At 41.0% G+C, this 18,733-nt stretch carries 14 protein-coding genes; 4 read left to right on the top strand and 10 right to left on the bottom strand.

The window, feature by feature from the left end; translation table 11 throughout:
- Positions 1-242: 242 nt before the first annotated feature.
- Positions 243-1,358 (top strand): transglycosylase SLT domain-containing protein, encoded by a 1,116-nt coding sequence (locus tag HX743_RS03940; RefSeq protein WP_178318555.1) that lies wholly within the window; start codon positions 243-245, stop codon positions 1,356-1,358.
- Positions 1,359-1,521: 163 nt separating this feature from the next.
- Here HX743_RS03940 and HX743_RS03935 read toward each other — a convergent pair whose 3' ends face one another.
- A complete protein-coding gene (locus tag HX743_RS03935; RefSeq protein WP_004972111.1) occupies positions 1,522-1,905 on the bottom strand; it encodes an SCP2 sterol-binding domain-containing protein in 384 nt (127 codons plus the stop codon).
- Between the two features lie 248 nt (positions 1,906-2,153).
- Positions 2,154-3,074 (bottom strand): tRNA 2-thiocytidine(32) synthetase TtcA, encoded by a 921-nt coding sequence (ttcA, locus tag HX743_RS03930; protein WP_104853169.1) that lies wholly within the window; start codon positions 3,072-3,074, stop codon positions 2,154-2,156.
- 557 nt (positions 3,075-3,631) lie between these two features.
- On the opposite strand from ttcA, the gene HX743_RS03925 reads away from it, so the two are divergent.
- The gene (locus HX743_RS03925) at positions 3,632-4,519 is read left to right on the top strand and encodes a lytic transglycosylase domain-containing protein (RefSeq protein ID WP_214129010.1); all 888 of its coding nucleotides are present in this window, start codon (positions 3,632-3,634) and stop codon (positions 4,517-4,519) included.
- Positions 4,520-4,708: 189 nt separating this feature from the next.
- A complete protein-coding gene (gene htpX, locus HX743_RS03920) occupies positions 4,709-5,614 on the top strand; it encodes a protease HtpX (RefSeq protein ID WP_004972117.1) in 906 nt (301 codons plus the stop codon).
- Between the two features lie 111 nt (positions 5,615-5,725).
- On the opposite strand, the gene HX743_RS03915 is transcribed toward htpX, so the two are convergent.
- From HX743_RS03915 to HX743_RS03905, 3 genes are all read right to left on the bottom strand, one after another.
- Positions 5,726-6,316, bottom strand: a complete 591-nt coding sequence (locus tag HX743_RS03915; RefSeq protein WP_131260660.1) for a DUF4112 domain-containing protein — start codon at positions 6,314-6,316, stop codon at positions 5,726-5,728.
- A gap of 145 nt (positions 6,317-6,461) precedes the next feature.
- A complete protein-coding gene (mgtE, locus tag HX743_RS03910) occupies positions 6,462-7,796 on the bottom strand; it encodes a magnesium transporter (RefSeq protein ID WP_075175071.1) in 1,335 nt (444 codons plus the stop codon).
- Positions 7,797-7,961: 165 nt separating this feature from the next.
- Positions 7,962-11,066, bottom strand: coding sequence for a multidrug efflux RND transporter permease subunit (locus tag HX743_RS03905; RefSeq protein ID WP_178318554.1), 3,105 nt, complete (start codon positions 11,064-11,066; stop codon positions 7,962-7,964).
- Positions 11,067-11,347: 281 nt separating this feature from the next.
- Between HX743_RS03905 and HX743_RS16335 the strand changes: the two genes are divergently transcribed.
- A complete protein-coding gene (locus HX743_RS16335) occupies positions 11,348-13,216 on the top strand; it encodes a hypothetical protein (protein ID WP_250316197.1) in 1,869 nt (622 codons plus the stop codon).
- Between the two features lie 37 nt (positions 13,217-13,253).
- On the opposite strand, the gene HX743_RS03895 is transcribed toward HX743_RS16335, so the two are convergent.
- From HX743_RS03895 to HX743_RS03875, 5 genes are all read right to left on the bottom strand, one after another.
- Positions 13,254-14,405, bottom strand: a complete 1,152-nt coding sequence (locus HX743_RS03895; protein WP_178318553.1) for a helix-turn-helix transcriptional regulator — start codon at positions 14,403-14,405, stop codon at positions 13,254-13,256.
- 260 nt (positions 14,406-14,665) lie between these two features.
- On the bottom strand, positions 14,666-16,300 hold the full coding sequence (groL, locus tag HX743_RS03890) for a chaperonin GroEL (protein WP_178318552.1): 1,635 nt from the start codon (positions 16,298-16,300) through the stop codon (positions 14,666-14,668).
- A gap of 60 nt (positions 16,301-16,360) precedes the next feature.
- Entirely contained in the window at positions 16,361-16,651 is a 291-nt protein-coding gene (gene groES, locus HX743_RS03885) for a co-chaperone GroES (RefSeq protein ID WP_004972131.1), read from the bottom strand.
- A gap of 185 nt (positions 16,652-16,836) precedes the next feature.
- Entirely contained in the window at positions 16,837-17,610 is a 774-nt protein-coding gene (locus tag HX743_RS03880) for a metallophosphoesterase (RefSeq protein ID WP_178318551.1), read from the bottom strand.
- Positions 17,591-18,529 (bottom strand): diacylglycerol kinase family protein, encoded by a 939-nt coding sequence (locus HX743_RS03875; protein ID WP_178318550.1) that lies wholly within the window; start codon positions 18,527-18,529, stop codon positions 17,591-17,593. Before HX743_RS03875 ends, HX743_RS03880 begins: the two co-directional genes overlap by 20 nt.
- Positions 18,530-18,733 lie beyond the last annotated feature (204 nt).

The raw sequence follows: 18,733 nt of genomic DNA, 5'->3' as shown, positions 1-18,733 counted from the left end.
TTTTTCAAAAAATTTATGTACAAAATTTGACATCCAAAATTTTCATCTTTATTATTCGCACATCTTTTTATTTTGATCACTTTTTGACCTGTGTAGAAATTTTACACATTTTCCCTTTAATCCCAAGTCATTTTGAATGACGTCATGACTGCCCAACCCTTATTGAATTTATCAAACTTGAAAAAGTTTAAGGCGTGTTGCCTTTGCTTTTTAGGGCATAAATTACTTGTAGCGGAGCCAACATGCACAGTAGTTCAACGTCTGGGTCTAGGCTTAGCCTTCACTCATTTTTTAATCGCCTCCCAATCAAAGTCCTCGCTTTTAGTACTGCTCTTCTCCCATTTCACAGTATTAACGCAGGCAAAGCACTTCATCAATTTGACAGCGTCGTCAATCAGAACAAATTGACCGTTGTGTCTGTGGAAAATCCAACCACAGTGTTTAAAGATGGACAACATTTACATGGCTTTGGTTATGACCTTGTGCGTAACTATGCCGAAAGCATGAATGTAAAACTCGAATTTAAAACGGTAAGCGACAATGCGACCGCATTAAAATGGGTGTCTTCTGGTAAAGCTAATTTTGCCATGACCACTTCGAGTATCCAAAGCATTGAAAAGCAGCAACTCACGGCATTTTCTGCCAGTTGCGGCGATTTAAATACTTTAAAGCGCAATGGTTTAAATACTGAGCTGAACTGGGTGTTTAAACACGCTGATGATCCACTTAGCCAAACCGCAAGCAACTTTGTGTGTCGAGGCAAGCAAAACGGCTCAATTACCCAATTGGCTTCATTTTATAATCGTAATGTGGTCAAACAAGAATCGTGGGATGTGATCCAGCGGGATTTGCGTAATCGTTTACCTTTATATAAGGCCAACTTTAAAAAGACTGCCACGCAGTACGATTTAGACTGGCATCTTTTGGCGGCAATTGGTTATCAGGAATCTTACCTCAAACCCAACTCGGTTTCGCCAACAGGTGTGCGCGGTATTATGATGCTGACCAATAATACAGCCAAAGCGATGGGCGTAAGCAACCGTACCGATCCTGCACAAAGTATTCAGGGTGGTGCTAAGTATTATGACCAAATGCTGAGCCGTTATGAGCATATTCCATTTCCTGATCGTAACTGGTATGCCCTAGTCGCTTATAACATGGGTCCTGGTGCAGTCAGTCAAATTCAGAAGCGTATTCGCTCACAAGGCAAAAACCCGAACAATTGGGTTAACCTATATGCGTATTTAGACCGTAACAAAGCGAGCAACGGTCGTTATCGTCAAGCAGTGCAATATGTGACTCGTATTCGCGCCTACCTTGAGCATATTAAGACCACACCGCAATTGGTGAATATCTAAAATTTACCTCGCGTGATTGAGTTGCAGTGTATATCAGCCGCAATTCAAACATGAATAATGCGCTGTTAAAGCTGCAGTGCATAAAAAAGCCTAGTTGATACTTCAGCTAGGCTTTTTTGTACTATAGCGGGAAATTCGCCTGCTACAGCGTAAATCGCTTGAATTAAGCAGATTGCTCAAGAATCTTCTTAAATAAGTCTTTTTGTTCTTGGCTTGGTTTTGCAGTTTGTAATGCCATTAATTGTGACATATCGCCCTGTACTTTGATTTTACCTGTCATAAAGGCTTGCATAGCAGCCGCCATGTCAAACTCTAGGAATACTTTACGTAAAGTTTCCGCATCCATATTTAATGTTGTTTTTGCGTTGTCCGCCAAACCTTTTTGGATTTTACCGCCATCTAAAGACAATTCTGTGTTGCCTGCAGCATCAGTCACCACTAAGTTAATTGCCAGATTTGCAAGTGCTGGAGGTAGGTTTAAATCACCAGCTTGAGCCGTTAAATTTTCTACAGTTGCAAACCAATCATCAGTTAAAAAAGCAGGCATGATTTTTCCTCAATATATTTGTGCATGTGTGTTGTCTATCCAGACACCATCATTATCAAGCTGTTTTGCTTGCTGATTGTTATAGCATGAACCTTTCGTGAAAGGCTAAGAAATTTTGTACGGGACGTTCAGTTTTTGTATTATTAGTCGAAATGACGACTTTCTCAAATAAATCAAATTCATAAAAAAACACCAAGCTCTGGCTTGGTGTTGATTACATTTTAAAGGGATTGACAGGCTGTTATCGCTTAGTCTGCAGCGTAGCCTAAATTGACCATATTGATGCGTTTGTTTTGCTCTGCTGCGTTTTGTTCGGCCTGATCGGCAAAATCAAATACGCGCTGGCTGTCTAACGCTTCAAAGTCGAATAATTCACGGTCTGCCAACTGCGATGGCGATACATTCTGTAATGCGCCAAAAATACTGTGCAAACGCTTAGGATGTGCTTTATCCCACTCACGTAACATGTCGTTAATAATGGCACGCTGTAAGTTTTCCTGTGAACCACACAAGTTACACGGAATAATTGGGAATTTACGCATTTCTGCATATTTAATGATGTCTTTTTCTTCCACATAAGCCAGTGGACGAATCAGCATATTTTTCTTGTCTGATGACAACAACTTCGGTGGCATGGCTTTTAAGCTACCGCCATGGAACAAGTTTAAGAAAAAAGTCGCCAAAATATCATCACGGTGATGCCCAAGCGCCACTTTGGTTGCCCCTATTTCCTGCGCAAAGCCATACAAAGAACCACGACGCAAACGCGAACACACTGCACAGTAAGTTTTACCTTCAGGCGTTAAACGCTTGGTGATGCTATAGGTGTCTTTTTCTAATATGTAATATGGGATGTTATTTTCTTCTAAATAACGCGGCAATACATCTTCAGGGAAGCCCGGTTGCTTTTGGTCTAAGTTCACAGCCACCACATCAAAATTGATGGGTGCGATGCGCTTGAACTGCAACATAATGTCCAACAAGGTATAACTGTCTTTACCACCAGAAATACACACCATGACTTTATCGCCATCTTCAATCATGTTGAAGTCACGAATCGCATGCCCGACTTGACGACGCAGCTTTTTCAACAAACGATAATACGCAGAGCTGGTTGGAAGTTCTGGTTTGAAATTAAAGCCTTGATCGGACTCAACTGGTGAGAACATAGACGCGATTAACCCATGAAAAAAATTACCGCGCAATTTTAGCCGATTCAGACCAATCCCGCATCAAAAGAATGTAATTTCATCGCAATCTTCCTTTTCGTCAAAGAACTTAATTTCTGACTGCGCGTTCATTTCTGTTTACACACTTTATTTCTATCTGCGCAGATCGTTTTTTTCTGTGGCAAGTTTGAACCCTCAGGTTCACTTTTTCGCCAAGATGCTTATCTTTTGGACTTTTCCACAGTTTTCCACAAAAGCTGTGGATAACTTTGTGGATTTAAAACAACTTGACAACGCCTCTTGCCGTTATTCTAAGGCTTCTCTTTAAATTGATCACTTTTTGATCTATTTTATTTTAATTAAAAATCATACACTTAAGTGTGTCAAGCTGATCCAATTAAAAAAAAATAAATATTTTTTTTGATTACTCTGTCAGCAATTAAGCTTGATTTTTTTCGACACTACTGTAAATGAATTTGTACAAAGCCTTTTCATCTGTGAGATTTTTGTTAAACTCCTCATAACTGTTTGGGGACAGCTTTTAGTGTAATCACACCATGAAAAATAAAATGAAGGTTTTTTTACTGTGTTTTTTTGGATCTGTTAGTAGCATACCATTGCTTACGGCTGCACATGCAGGTCAGATTTATATGTATAAAGACAACAATGGCAGCACCCTACTGACCAATCGTAAAAGTGCAGATCGTTCGCTGACAAAAGTAAAAGTCACCTATTATCCAGACAGCAATATTCACAGTTATCGCAACTGGGGCAATTCCGAAGCATCGGTATTGCCAAGTTATAGCCGCAATAAAAATGCCTTTGACCATATTATTCAGCAGGCAGCACAGCAACACGGTGTTTCAGAAGGTCTAATTAAAGCGGTAATGCATACTGAATCGGGGTTTAATGTCAACGCCCGCTCGCCTGTCGGTGCGCAAGGTTTAATGCAGCTCATGCCTGCGACAGCACGACGTTTTAATGTTAGCAATGCTTATGACCCGCATGAAAACATTATGGCGGGTGCAAAATACTTGGCTTGGTTACTCAAACGCTTTAATGGCAACACCACTTTAGCTTTGGCGGGCTATAACGCAGGCGAAGGCAATGTTGCAAAATACGGCGGCGTACCGCCTTTTCGTGAAACACAGGATTATGTACGTCGTGTGACCAGTCGCTATAGCAACCTATATGCTAGCGGCGTTAGTGCAAGTTCTGGCAGTAACGCGATTACGGCAAATAACAATAGCAATACTCAGAGTCAAAATGCACAAGTGATTGCGCAGTCAGACAATTACACTGCCAGTAATCATCAAGTGGCGGCAAACAAACGTCCACAACGTCAAATTATTATGGCTGCCGATGGTCGCTTTACCGATGCACCTGCAGGTTCTTACGCGACAGGGAATGCCACGGCTTCGGCACGTATTTTTATTTCAGAATAAAAGCTACAGCACTTCATTTGAGCTTGCGGCAACGCAAGCCTTTTTGAAATGCCAATTGCAGTATCAGCGCAAAATATTTTTAGTACAGTTTTATTATTTTTTCTTGAATTTTTAATACATACACCGCATATTTACGGCATGGTTTATTAATAAATCAGATTACATTTTTAATATAAGAGGATTTACTCAATGATGCGGATTGGTTTGTTCTTGCTAACCAACCTCGCGGTACTGGTTGTAGCTGGCATAATTTTGTCACTCTTCGGTGTCGGTAGTTACCATGGCGCGGGTGGCTTAAACCTAGGCAACCTGTTGGTCATCTGTTTTGTCTTTGGTATGGTTGGCTCTTTAATTTCACTATTCATGTCTAAATGGATGGCGAAAAAAACAACTGGGACTGAATTAATTGACCCGAATGCCCCTCGTAACCAAGCTGAAGCGTGGTTATTAAATGAAGTTGCGCAATTGTCGCAACGTGCTGGTATCAAAATGCCAGAAGTGGGTATTTTCCCTTCTTACCAATCGAATGCTTTTGCAACAGGTTGGAATAAAAACGATGCTTTAGTGGCTGTATCTACAGGGCTGCTTGAGCGTATGAACAAAGATGAATTACGTGCAGTTTTGGCACACGAAATTGGTCACGTTGCCAATGGTGACATGGTGACCTTGGCACTGATTCAAGGTGTGGTCAACGCATTCGTCATGTTCTTTGCCCGTGTTGCAGGTGACTTCATTGACCGTAACGTATTTGGTCGTGAAGATGGCGAAGCACCAGGCTTGGCTTATTTTGCAATTACCATTGTACTGGATATCGTATTTGGTATTTTGGCCTCTTCAATCGTGATGTGGTTCTCGCGTCAACGTGAATACCGTGCCGATGAAGCAGGTGCACGTTTGGCAGGTAAGCAAGCCATGATTTCTGCATTATTACGTTTACAGGCAGAATCTGAAATGCCTGATGCAATGCCAAAAGAAATGAAAGCTTTTGCGATTTCTGCAGGTAAAGAAGAAGGTTTTAGCTTGGCAGCGTTATTCCAAACTCACCCAAGCATTGAACAACGTGTTGCAGCTTTACAGCAATTAAATTTACCTTAATACTGCTAGCAAGATATTGTAACAGCGACACCAAAAAGCTTCCTCAGGGAAGCTTTTTTCATGTCTGTAAATTAGATCTGCCAGATGGTTTTGTACTTTAAACAGGTTCATTTAAACAGCAAAACTTTGTGACCAGTGCCACAACCAACTTACACCGAGCCATGCTGCCCAAATAAAGAAAATAAGAAAAATCACACCAAGCAAATCAGGCAAATGTAGCCACAGCCATGCCACTACAGGATTACGCCAAAATGCTGACTGCTGCTGTTTACGTTCCAATCGCTCATGTAAAAAAGGATGTACCACATGATGCTCACTGTGAATCTGATATTCTTCACGGATATGCGTATGCACTACATCTAAAGCTTTACGGCTTGGACGAATAAATACATCAAATACTGTGCCGACAATTGGCACAAAACCAACTACTGCATCCATCACAGCAAGTTTAATCACGGGAGTGAGTTTGGTTTGTGGTACACCAATTTGTTTGGCTTTATAAATCGCATAACAGGTCAGTGCAAAACCTGCGACATCCCCCGCGACAGGTACAGTGCCTAATGCGGCATCTGCTCCCACGCCCTGCTTGGTAAATGGAATACGCACCACAGAATCCATCATATTGGCAAACTTGGCTAAATCGCGCTCTAAGCGAATCACCTCTTGCTGGCTAAGTTTTTTTGAAGATGCAGGTTCTGGCATAGAAAACGTATCATTGGGTAAATGCAATCTACTTGAGAATAAAGCAGTTTTTTACTCAGGTCTGTTATGATTTTATAAACAGAATTTTGATCAATGCAAAAAGTTTAAGATGAGGTCTTGAATAAGTCATCATCACCGACAGTGTTTAAAGTAACAACTGTGAAGCAATAAATAAGTACACCACCACGCCCGTTGCATCACAAATCGAGGTTACCAAAGGCGCAGAGGCACTGGCAGGGTCTAGTTTCAGGCGATGCAAAATAAAAGGCAAACTCATGCCAATTAAACAGCCCATCAGCACAATGCCCAGCATACTCAGTGCCAATACCACAGACACCATCATATCGCCACGGTAATAGCCTAAAATTGAAACCGCAAAAGCCATAGTTCCACCCAAACATAGCGCCACCAAACTTTCACGTCCGAGTAAATGCAGCCAATCTTTAAATTGCACATCACCTGTAGCCAGTGCCCGTACCATTAAGGTCGCAGACTGAGAACCCGCATTACCACCACTACCGACCAAAAGCGGCAAGAAAAAAACCAGTACAATATGTGCTGCAATAATGTCTTCATAATGCGCAATGCCAATTCCAGACAATAAACTGCCAAATACCAAAATCACCAACCAAAACACACGTTTGCGATATAAAAATAAAATTGGCGCAGTTTTTATACTCATGCCAGGTGAAGACGCTACCGCACTGGATTTTAAAAAGTCTTCTGTAGTTTCTGCCTGTACCACGTCCATCGCATCATCATAGGTGACAATCCCCAGTAAATGCTGTGCATCATCTACAATCGGTAAGGCCAAAAAATCATAATGGCTGAGTTTTTGCGCGATACTTTCCTGATCTTCAGTCACCAAACCTGTGACCAAATCGGTGCACATCACATTTTTAATTTTTTGTTCAGGCGGGTTTTGAATAATTTCCCTTAAAGAAATAACCCCCAATAGTTTCATTAGTTCATCGACAATATAAATCAGGTACAAAGTTTCCCGATCTGTGGTCATTCTGCGCAATTCATCTATAGCTTGCTGCATGTTCAGTTCTGGCGAGAGCACCACGAAATCCGAACTCATAATCGCGCCCGCAGATTCTTCAGGATAGCGCGCTAAAGTCTGAATCTGTGCGCGTTTTTCTTCCGTAATGTGTAAGCTGACAAAACGCTGTAAATGCGGAGAAAGTAACTTAAATAAGTCGGTGCGGTCATCTGAATGCATGGCTGAAATCAGTTTGACCAATTGCTGCGGTGCAATCGCTTCGGCAATTTGAAGTTGTGAATGCAGTGGTAAAAATTCCATCACCAAGGCAGCACTGTCAATTTGTTCAATTAAACTCAGCTGTGCTTTCAGGCTTAAATACTGCATTAAGTCGGCTAAATCGGCAGGATTGATACTGTCGATCAGGCTGTGTACTGTGCTTGGCTGATGCAATTGTAAGGCTTGTTCTAACTGTTCAGCGTGCAGATTGGTCATTGCTCTCACCCACTCCATCATTCCAAAAACGTAAAATGAAGAATGGGCGCAGTGTCTCGGCCCAAACCAACCCTTAAAAAACCGAAAATCTGTAGATTTATGCAAGATTTTTAGCGTTTCATATCATAGCCTATAATCTTGCTAAGTGCCTAATAAAAAACATCTTTAGTTTATGGGTGATGAACGATTCACTTGAAATATAGAACGAATCAGCACGTACATAAATGGAATAAAAACGAGCACTAAAATTGTGCCAAAAATTACCCCACCCAAAACACTCACCCCAATTTCCTGACGGCTTGCTGCGCCTGCACCAAAAGCGAAGACCAATGGTAATATACCTGCGCCAAATGCCAATGAAGTCATTAAAATTGGTCTAAGCCGTAAACTCGCACCTTCTAAAGCAGCTTGCACCACTTGTTTTCCCTGCTGCTGCGCCACAGAGGCAAATTCCACAATTAATATTGCATTTTTACAAGACAAACCAATGGTGGTCAGTAAGGCAATTTGAAAATAAATGTCGTTAGGAAAGCCGGCAAAATAACTAAATAGAATATTGCCACCTATACCCAATGGAATTGCAGTCATTACTGCGGTTGGAATGCTCCAGCTTTCATACAAGGCAGCCAAACACAGAAAAATAAAACCAATTGAAACCAAATATAAAATTAAGGCTTGAGCGCTGGACTGATTTTCTTCATAAGACAATCCACTCCATGCCAAATCTATTCCTTGTTGCTGTGCAACTAATTGTTCCAAATCACGCATAGCCTGACCAGAACTTTTGCCTTCTGTCGTATCGGCTTCCATTTGCAAGGCGCTATATCCCATGAAACGATTGACCACTTCAGGCCCACCGCCCCAGCTTAGCTGGGCAAACTGGCTAAATGGCACCATCTGGTTTTGTTGATTACGTACCGACCACTGATATAAATCTTCAGGTTGGGCACGAAACTCAGCATCGCCTTGCATAATCACACGTTTAATTCGGCCACGATCAATAAAATCATTAATATAATTGCCACCCCATGCAGCCGACAAAGTGCTGTTGATTGCAGTTTGGGTTAGACCCGCTGCCATGGCTTGTTTCTGATCCATTGTGACATTTAATTCAGCTTTTTCTGGATTAGCACGTTGATCTAAATTTTTAAAGCTTTGATATTGAGCGGCTTGCTGCTGTAAATTTTGAAATTGCTGAATTAAAAAATCGCGTCCTGTACCATTCACATCGCGCATCCAGAACTCTAAGCCATCGGTTTGCCCCAAACCACGAACTGCTGCGGGCATGCCAATGGTAATTTGTGCATTGGGATGCTGTCGAAAATGCTGCATGGCACGTTCACGAATAGCTTGTGCGGTATGCTGCTGCCCTTGACGCTCATCCCAATGTTTTAGCGCAATAAAACCCTGACCTAAATTCTGCCCTGTTCCCGAAAAATTACGTCCATAACGAATCATCACCAAATCAACATTGTGGGCTTCATGCTGCATAAAGTATTCGCGTATGCTTTCGCCCACTTCACGACTTTTAGACAACGGCGCACCTTCCTGTAATTTAAATTGCACCGACAACATGCCCTGATCTTCATTCGGGATAAAACTGGTAGGTAGGGCACGGTAAAACAAAGCAAAAACCGTCAGTAAGCCTGCAAAAATAACCAGACACACCGCTTTATGCTGAATCGTCCAGCCTGATAATTTGAGATAGTGTTGTTTTAAGCTTTCCAGTTTTTGATTAAACCAGATGGCCCATTGGGCTGGTTGTGAATTGGGTTTTAAAATCAAAGCACACAAAGCAGGCGTTAAAATTAAGGCCACACCTAAAGACAGCGCCATCGCAGTCACTAAGGTGATAGAAAACTGGCGATAAATTACTCCAGTCGAACCACCAAAAAATGCCATAGGAATAAATACTGCGGTCAAAACTAAGGTAATGCCGACCAAAGCACCGCTAATTTCCTGCATTGATGCGATGGATGCCTGTTTAGCCGAGAGCTGCTGTTCGTGCATTAAACGCTCGACGTTTTCCACCACGACAATCGCATCATCCACCAATAAACCAATCGCTAAAACCAAAGCGAATAAGGTCAGCGTGTTAATACTTAGGCCAAAAAGTTGCAACACGGCCATAGTGCCTAAAATCACCACAGGCACGGTTACGGTAGGAATGAGCGTCGCGCGCCAGTTTTGTAAAAACAAGAACATCACGATGACAACTAAAATCACCGCTTCAATTAAAGTTTTCACCACTTCATTAATTGATTCCTGCACGAAAGGCGTGTTATCTCGTGGATAGACAATTTGGTAACCTTCGGGCAATTGTTGTTTTAAATGCTCAATTTGTTTTTGAATTAAGGCTGAAGTTTGTAACGCATTGGCACCAGACGATAAAGAAATCCCCATCCCTGCCGATGGAAAACCATTAATGGTATTAAAGCTTTGATAATTTTCTGCACCGAGTTCTATACGTGCCACATCTTTTAAATAAACAAAGCCACCTGTCTGATCTGCTTTTAAAATAATATTTTCAAATTCTTCTACCGTTTTTAAGCGTGAACCTGAGGTGACTTTGGCATTGAGATATTGTTCTTGTGCTGTGGGTAATTCACCAATTGCCCCTGCTGCGACTTGGGTATTTTGTGCCAATACTGCAGCACGTACATCACTTGGCATGAGTGCGTATTGTTTTAACTTTAACGGATTCAGCCAAATCCGCATTGCATATTGTGCACCAAAAACATCGACCTCACCCACACCTTCAATGCGTGCCAACTCTTGCTCTAAATGACTCATCATATAGTCAGACAAGGCAATATTGCTGCTTTTGGCTGTGGCATCGTACAGCCCAATGACCATGTGGGTATCACCCAATGATTTAAAGACATTTACCCCCTGACGCTGTACATCTTCAGGTAAGCGGTTAATTGCACCATTAATGGCATTTTGCACTTGTACTTGTGCGGTATCTGGATTGGTTCCATTTTCAAAGCTGATACTAATTCGGCTACGACCCGAAGAATCACTGCTAGAACTGAAATACAGCAAATGATCTAGCCCTTTAATTTGCTGCTCTAAGATTTGCGTTACACTTTCTTCAACTGTTTCAGCAGAAGCGCCCGTATAGGTCGCACTGACGGTAATACGTGGTGGTGCTATATCTGGATAGCGTTCTACAGGTAAATTTAATACTGAAAAAATCCCCAGTGCCATCACAATAATTGCGAGCACACCAGCGAAAATCGGACGTTCAATAAAAAATTTAGACAGCATAAAACAGGGTCACTTTTAGGTGGCAGTGTTGAATTTCAAATCGCGGAATCATCAAGTTTTTGCATGCAACAAAACTTTTTAAACCGTAGTTCAAATTAACACAGCTCAATACAACTTCTGTGACTACATATTAAAAAATGTGCTTTTGACACAAAAATGTTGATTGGTCTTCATTTTTTCTCACAGATTTTTGTGTATACCCTCCCAATTTTGGGATAGCACCTAAACTCATCTGATTTCTATACTGCAGACATGACAATTTGAATAACAAGGAATTCATGATGAAAAAAACCTTATTATGCTTAACTTTGGCAGGCTTACTCAGCGCATGTGGTGGTTCAGACAATGATTCTGGTAGTTCTGGTCCCCCACCTTCAAGCTCTCTAAAAACTGGGATACTTACCGATGGACCTGTGAGTGGCGCAACGTATACAATTAATGGCGTTTCTAAACGTACAAATGCTCAAGGGGAGTTTGAATATCAAGAAGGTGATGAAATCACTTTCCATATCGGAAATATTGAAATTGGCACAGTAACTGGTGCTGATCGTATTACCCCTGTGGAGTTAGCCGATGATGTAACAACACGAACAAATTTACTTATTTTTTTACAATCTTTAGATTCTGAGGGTGATCATGACGATGGTATTCAAATCCCTGACTCAGTGAGTCAACTCCCTGCAAACTCAATTGACTTCTCTAAACCAACAACAGAATTTATTACAAGCTTTCAACCTGTTCTACAAACAATAGAAGATTTTAAAGATAAAGTCGTAGTTAGCGCAACAGAAGCACAAGCTAACTTTAACCAAACACTACTCAAAGATATCGTTGGGGTTTGGTATGCGAAAAATGCTGACTCAGAAATCGTACTTCAAGTAACCTCAGACGGGAAATACCTGATTGGCGAACCTATTGTTAGCTCACCATCTGATAGTGCAAATGGCATGGAGTATGGTGAATTATCGGTAAATGCTGTTGCTGGAGATTTATGGGCGCAATCTTCAATTGATACAAATGAAGATTGGGGCTTAACTGATTCTGGAAAAACACGTGATATGAAAATATCATTTGATGGTACGCAGTTAAAAATTTCTGAAGCTCAAAACCCTAATGAAAGTGCAACATTTACTAAAGTCCCTCAAAACAATTCGAGCATTGCCGGTGCTTGGAACTCAAGTTCAGGCAAGCAACTATTTGTTTTCAATCCAGATAATAATACCTATATCATGGTTGATGCTGTTGGGGACGATCAAGTGGAAGTTGGAGAAATGCCTTGTGGTGGACCAGGTATCGAATATGGTAAATATCGTGTTCAAGATGGAAAGTTATTCGTAGATAATATCCTGATCGATACAAATGGCTGTGCAGGCTTATCTGACAATAGTGCAAACTCAAGCTCAGGTCTACCAGTCACGGTTAATTCGACATCACTTACACTCCACGAACCAAATGAAGGTACATTTATACTCACAAGACCCAATACAGAAGGTGCTACCACAAGTAGCGCAAGCCAATTCTATAAAGATATTGCTGGAACTTGGGAAATTGGACGTACCAATGCATCTGCTGTTTTATTACATATTTTACCCGATGGACGTTATGCTCTGGGTGAAGCAGATGTAGCTGATGAAACAGGGAAGCCTGGTATTGAAATCGGACAATTAAATTGGAATGCTTTAACCTCAGCGCTGAACCCTGTAATTTCCATAGATACAAACGGTGACTACGGGCTTTCACATCCTGACAATGATGGTCACCACCGCCTAAGTTATAATGGCACAGATCTAGTGCTGACTGATGTAGGAAGTAATAGCACCTATATTTTAACTAAAGTAAAACAATCATCAGGTCTAGTTGGCACTTGGCAATTTAATCAAACTCACTTGTTTGCTTTCTTTGACACAGGATTCTATTTCTTGTTAGACACCGAAGGTGATTGCGATAACCCAGGAATTGAATATGGTAAATATTCAATAACATCCAATACACTTGCCGTAACAGAAGTGTTATATGACACCAACGGTTGCGGTGGATTACATGACACTTCGGATAGCACTAAAGTTAATGCAACTTATAGCATCTCTGGAACAAGCCTAACCTTGCATCCGCAAGGCGAAGACACTTTTACCCTACAACGTAGTAACTAAAATACTCAGAAGCAGCTTAAGCCCGACTTAGGCTGCTTTAACCAATATGCTCAAAATGAATGGTACAACCCATTAATAAATGCATGAGTTCAATTTGCGAGTTGCATTGGGTTTTTTCATAAATATTTTTAAAATAAGTGCGCACCGAACTGAGGGTAATCCCGCAATATTCCGCAATTTCTTCTAACTTATAACCATTCAACAACAACTCACACAACTCAAACTCACGTTTAGATAATTGATAAGCTTGCTGCAAATAGGCTTTAGACAAGGCATAGTGCTGATGTTTATCGGTCAGAAATACCGCAATTTGATGTTGTCCTGCATTTTGATGCTGCATATTTTTTAATTTAGAACAAGGTACGATAGTCAGCATTAATTGTTGTCCTTTCGCATCTGACAAAGACAATACACCGCCTACATCTGCGTTTAATGCCGACTGTCCCAACAACGCTGAATGTAATAGTTGATCTAAACGACTTTGATCATAAGCATGGGTTTTTAATCGATTATACAAATCCAAATCTAAACATGAATCGTGTTCCAGCATGCTTTGAGCTAAAGGGTTTGAATAAGTCAAACTCAGCTGATGATCAAGCAAAATTACACCTGTTTTTAAATGATCGAGCACGCTATACAAACTTAAATTTTCTTGTTTAACCAAACTAAATTGACGATGGATTTGTAAGGCACGGCGCAAATGCACACCCAAATGCTTTAAAAAATCCAACTCTTTTTGTTGATACGGCGCTACATCTGGCGCACGATGTAATCCTAAAACTGCCCAACGATGTGAACCCTGATCGAGCAAAACAGCCGAGATATAACTAATTCCCGTCGGATTCAAACACCGTTCATAAAAGATATATTCATCACTTTCAGGGTTTTCCCCATAATGCGATAAATCCGAGCTCGCTACTTGGCCCACACCTAAATTTTCCCACAATACTCGGTGTAACTGCATGTCAATCACACGAATCCGCTCATCACGATAGGCATGCAAAGCTTCATCTGGAATATTGTGACTAAATAAAAAATCGTAACTTGGACTAAATTGATCTAAGGCAGTAAAAATGGCGGTTTTACTGTCTGTATATTGAACAATTTTTTCAATTACTTGCGGCCATAAATTCACATCTACAGCGGCATCATAAATACTGCCTATAATTTCGTGTTCTCGGTTATCCATTTTTATCCCCTTTATGCCTACTCCAATCTGCATTACATTTATTTAATCATTTGTTTTTCTTATTGTTCTAAAAAGAATAATGAGTTTTATTCACAAAAAAAAGGAGTTTAGATACATATTACACATTTTATGTGTAAATAAAAAATAGCTAGGTGATTTTGTCTTTTCATGTGTGCAATCTCTACATTACAAAAACTACGCCATAAAAAAAACCCCGTATCTGACGATACGAGGTTTTTGAAGTTTGGGTACGCTGAGGTTTACATCATACCGCCCATACCACCCATGCCACCCATATCTGGCATTGCTGGCTTGTCTTCTGGAATTTCAGTAATCATACATTCCGTGGTTAACATTAAGCCAGCAACAGACGCTGCATGCTCAAGTGCAGAACGAGTTACTTTTGCAGGGTCAAGAATACCCATTTCCAGCATGTCGCCATATTCACCAGTCGCAGCATTATAACCATAGTTACCTTCACCGTTCTTCACAGCATTGATTACTACAGATGGCTCATCACCAGCATTGGCTACGATTTGACGAAGCGGAGCTTCAATTGCACGACGAAGAATGTTGATACCTACGTTTTGGTCATCGTTAGCACCAGTCAGACCATCAAGTGCAGATGCAGCACGCACCAGTGCAACACCACCACCTGCAACAACACCTTCTTCAACCGCAGCGCGAGTTGCGTGAAGCGCATCATCCACACGGTCTTTCTTCTCTTTCATTTCAACTTCAGTTGCAGCACCAATTTTGATGACTGCTACACCGCCTGCTAATTTAGCAACACGTTCTTGAAGTTTTTCTTTGTCATATTCAGAAGTAGATTCTTCGATTTGCGCACGGATTTGCTGAACACGCTCAGAAATCTGATTTGCATCACCAGCACCATCCACAATCACGGTGTTTTCTTTAGAGACTGTAACTTTGTGCGCGCTACCCAAATGCTCTAGTGATGTTTGCTCCAAAGACATACCAATTTCTTCAGAAATAACCGTACCGCCTGTCAAGATTGCAATATCTTGAATCATTGCTTTACGACGATCACCAAAACCAGGCGCTTTCACCGCACATACTTTGATGATGCCACGCATGTTGTTCACAACAAGCGTTGCCAGCGCTTCGCCTTCAACATCTTCAGCGATGATCAGAAGAGGCTTACCTGTTTTTGCAACCGCTTCTAGGACAGTAATCAGTTCACGAATGTTGCTGATTTTTTTATCAACAAGAAGAATGAACGGGTTTTCAAGTTCTGCAGTCAAAGTATCTTGTTTGTTCGCGAAGTATGGTGAGATATAACCACGATCAAACTGCATACCTTCTACAACGTCAAGCGCGTCTTCAAAGCCTGAACCTTCTTCAACAGTGATTACGCCTTCTTTACCAACGCGTTCCATTGCTTCTGCAATTAACTTGCCCACAGTCGTGTCCGAGTTTGCAGAAATAGAACCTACTTGCTCAATCGCTTTCGTGTCAGAAGCAGGTTTAGCCGTTGCTCTAATGTCTGCAACGACTGCCTTTACAGCAAGGTCGATACCACGTTTCAAATCCATTGGGTTCATGCCCGCAGTTACAGATTTGATGCCTTCATTTAAAATGGCTTGTGCAAGTACTGTTGCAGTGGTCGTACCGTCACCTGCGATATCATTGGTTTTGCTAGACACTTCACGTACAAGCTGAGCACCCATGTTCTCAAACTTGTCTTTCAAGGTGATTTCTTTCGCAACAGATACACCATCTTTAGTGATGTGCGGCGCACCGAAAGAACGGTCAATCACTACGTTACGACCTTTAGGGCCTAAAGTTACTTTAACTGCGTCTGCAAGTACGTTTACACCTGCGATCATTTTTGTGCGAGCTGAATCACCAAATTTTACGTCTTTAGCTGACATGTTTGACTCCAAATATCTTTAAATAATGTTCAAATTGACTTTGAATAACGAGTGCTGAACTTAGCCTTCAAGTACCGCTAAAATATCAGACTCTTTCATAATTAGAAGTTCTTCACCGTCTACTTTAACTGTGGTGCCTGCATAAGTACCAAACAAGACTTTGTCGCCCACTTTTACGTCTAAAGCGCGTACGCCATTGTCTGTAATTTGACCATTACCTACTGCAATCACTTCACCTTGGGCTGGTTTTTCTGCAGCAGAACCTGGAAGCAAGATACCGCCAGCTGTTTTTGTTTCTTCTTCAACACGACGAATAACTACGCGGTCATGTAATGGACGAATGTTGCTCATAAATAACTCCATTAGACTAAGTCAATGTATAGATTCCTGATGACGACTTAATTATTCCTTTGGTCATCATCAAAATAAATTTTAGATGACACAGTTGTGGGGATGGAAAAAAACGCTTCAAGGGGAAAAGCTAAAAATTTTTCAATTTTTGTTGTTTTTTTAGACAAGTTGGCTAGATCGGTGATTTATTCTGCATTTTGTTGCCACAACACAAATTGCTTTTTTTCAGCATCAAAAATGTAATGCTGCACATCACCATTGTTACACAATACATTTAAGCTATTCGGCATACCTTGATGCAAACGATATGAAATTGCAGTACCCGCATGAATATCCAGCACAGGATGCGCTGCGCCTAAGGCATAAATTTGATTTAAGTCATATACTGCGGGTTGATGTAAATGCCCATGCAGCAAGGCATATAAACCATTTTTACTCCACTGCTCTAAGGCAATTCGCCCCAACACTGGGCAATCTTTAATGCTGTGGCGATCATCTGGTGGTGTATAAAATGGTTGATGCGCCACCAAAATTTTAAACTTATTACTTGGCGCAACTTGTAGCAAAGCTTCAACTTCCTGAATTTGACTTAAAGAAATATGCCCGCGAGTATGAAAACGGCGTCGAATACTATTTACGCCTATCAGATAAAAATGTTGCGTTTCCAACACACTTTCCATGCGCCCAAAAAACAACTGATACCGCGCAAACGGACTAAAAAAACGATTCCAAAGATGATATAGCGGAATATCGTGATTTCCTGGCACAACCAAATACGGTAAATTCAAACTGTCTAAAAAATGCTTACAAGCATAAAACTGTGCATAGCGTGCACGTTGGGTTAAATCACCACTGACCACAACCGCTTCCGGTCGCATACTTGCACACAGTTGTTGTACTGCCTGCATACAAGCCACATTTTCAGTGCCAAAGTGCAAATCAGACAGATGCAGCAGCATGCGGCACCTTAATCTTCAATGCATTTTTCAATACAGAAATACGCAGTGGTGGGCGCATTTTGACAATTTCTCCATCAAGCGCCACGGTCAGTTGTTGGCGTTTACTATGAATGACCACCTGCTCTGCTGCAAAACTGTACATATCATTGGCTTGCTCAGCCTTCCCCTGAATTAATTGCCACAGAATTTTAAATAAAATCAATTTATCGGACTTTGCCACTGCAACACCTGCGACTTTGCCTGCTGCAGCAGCTTTGGCAATACGTAAATTCATTTCAGACAGTTGTAATTGATTATTCCCAAAGAAAATGAGCGGCGTTTTCAGCGGATAGCGCTTTGTATCGACCTCTATTTCTAATTTTAATTCTTTACGGTCACGCAGCAGTACATCTAAAGCCGAGGTATAGGCATGTAAAGGAAAGCGTCCTAAATAACGGTTATAACGCTCACGTTTTTGAATAAATAAAGGGTATAAACCCAAACTGGCATTATTTAAATAGATGTGTTGATTGATTTGTGCCACATGCACAGCACGCGTACTGCCAGTTGCGATGACATGCGCTGCTTCAATTAAATCTAGCGGAATATTCAGTAAGCGCGCCACATAATTAAACGTGCCCAAAGGCAAAATACCCATGGGGATAGATGTCCCTTTTAACTTTGCAGCAACCGCATTTAAAGTACCATCTCCACCCGCTGCAACCACAACACCGCTTAACTGCGCTGCTTGATGCCGTGCTAACACCTGTTGCATCAGTTGATCAAAATTGGCGATTTCACCCATTTCAAACAATTGGATTTCAAAACCATGCTGTGACAAAACATGCAACAGTTCTTCATAGACACCTTCTTGCTGTGTGGCATGAAATCCTGATTTTTGATTATAAATAAGCGATAAAGGCTGTAATGTTGTCGACATTTTCTTCAATCACTTTAAAGCTTTTGCTCTAATTTCAACCAATTGATGCAGAATGAAAAGCAGCTTTATGTAAAAATCGAATGACGATCATTCATTAAATCAATAATCATTCTTTATAAAATTTAAGATATAAGTACATGTTTTAATTAAAAATAGTTAAAATAAATAATGCCCATAATTTTTTTAAATAATGATAAATGGAAC

The sequence above is a fragment of the Acinetobacter sp. Swhac1 genome (assembly GCF_013390985.1).
In the GTDB taxonomy this organism is placed as follows: domain Bacteria; phylum Pseudomonadota; class Gammaproteobacteria; order Pseudomonadales; family Moraxellaceae; genus Acinetobacter; species Acinetobacter towneri.
Note: the sequence above shows the minus strand (reverse complement) of the source record. Positions and strands in the feature narration are given on the sequence as shown.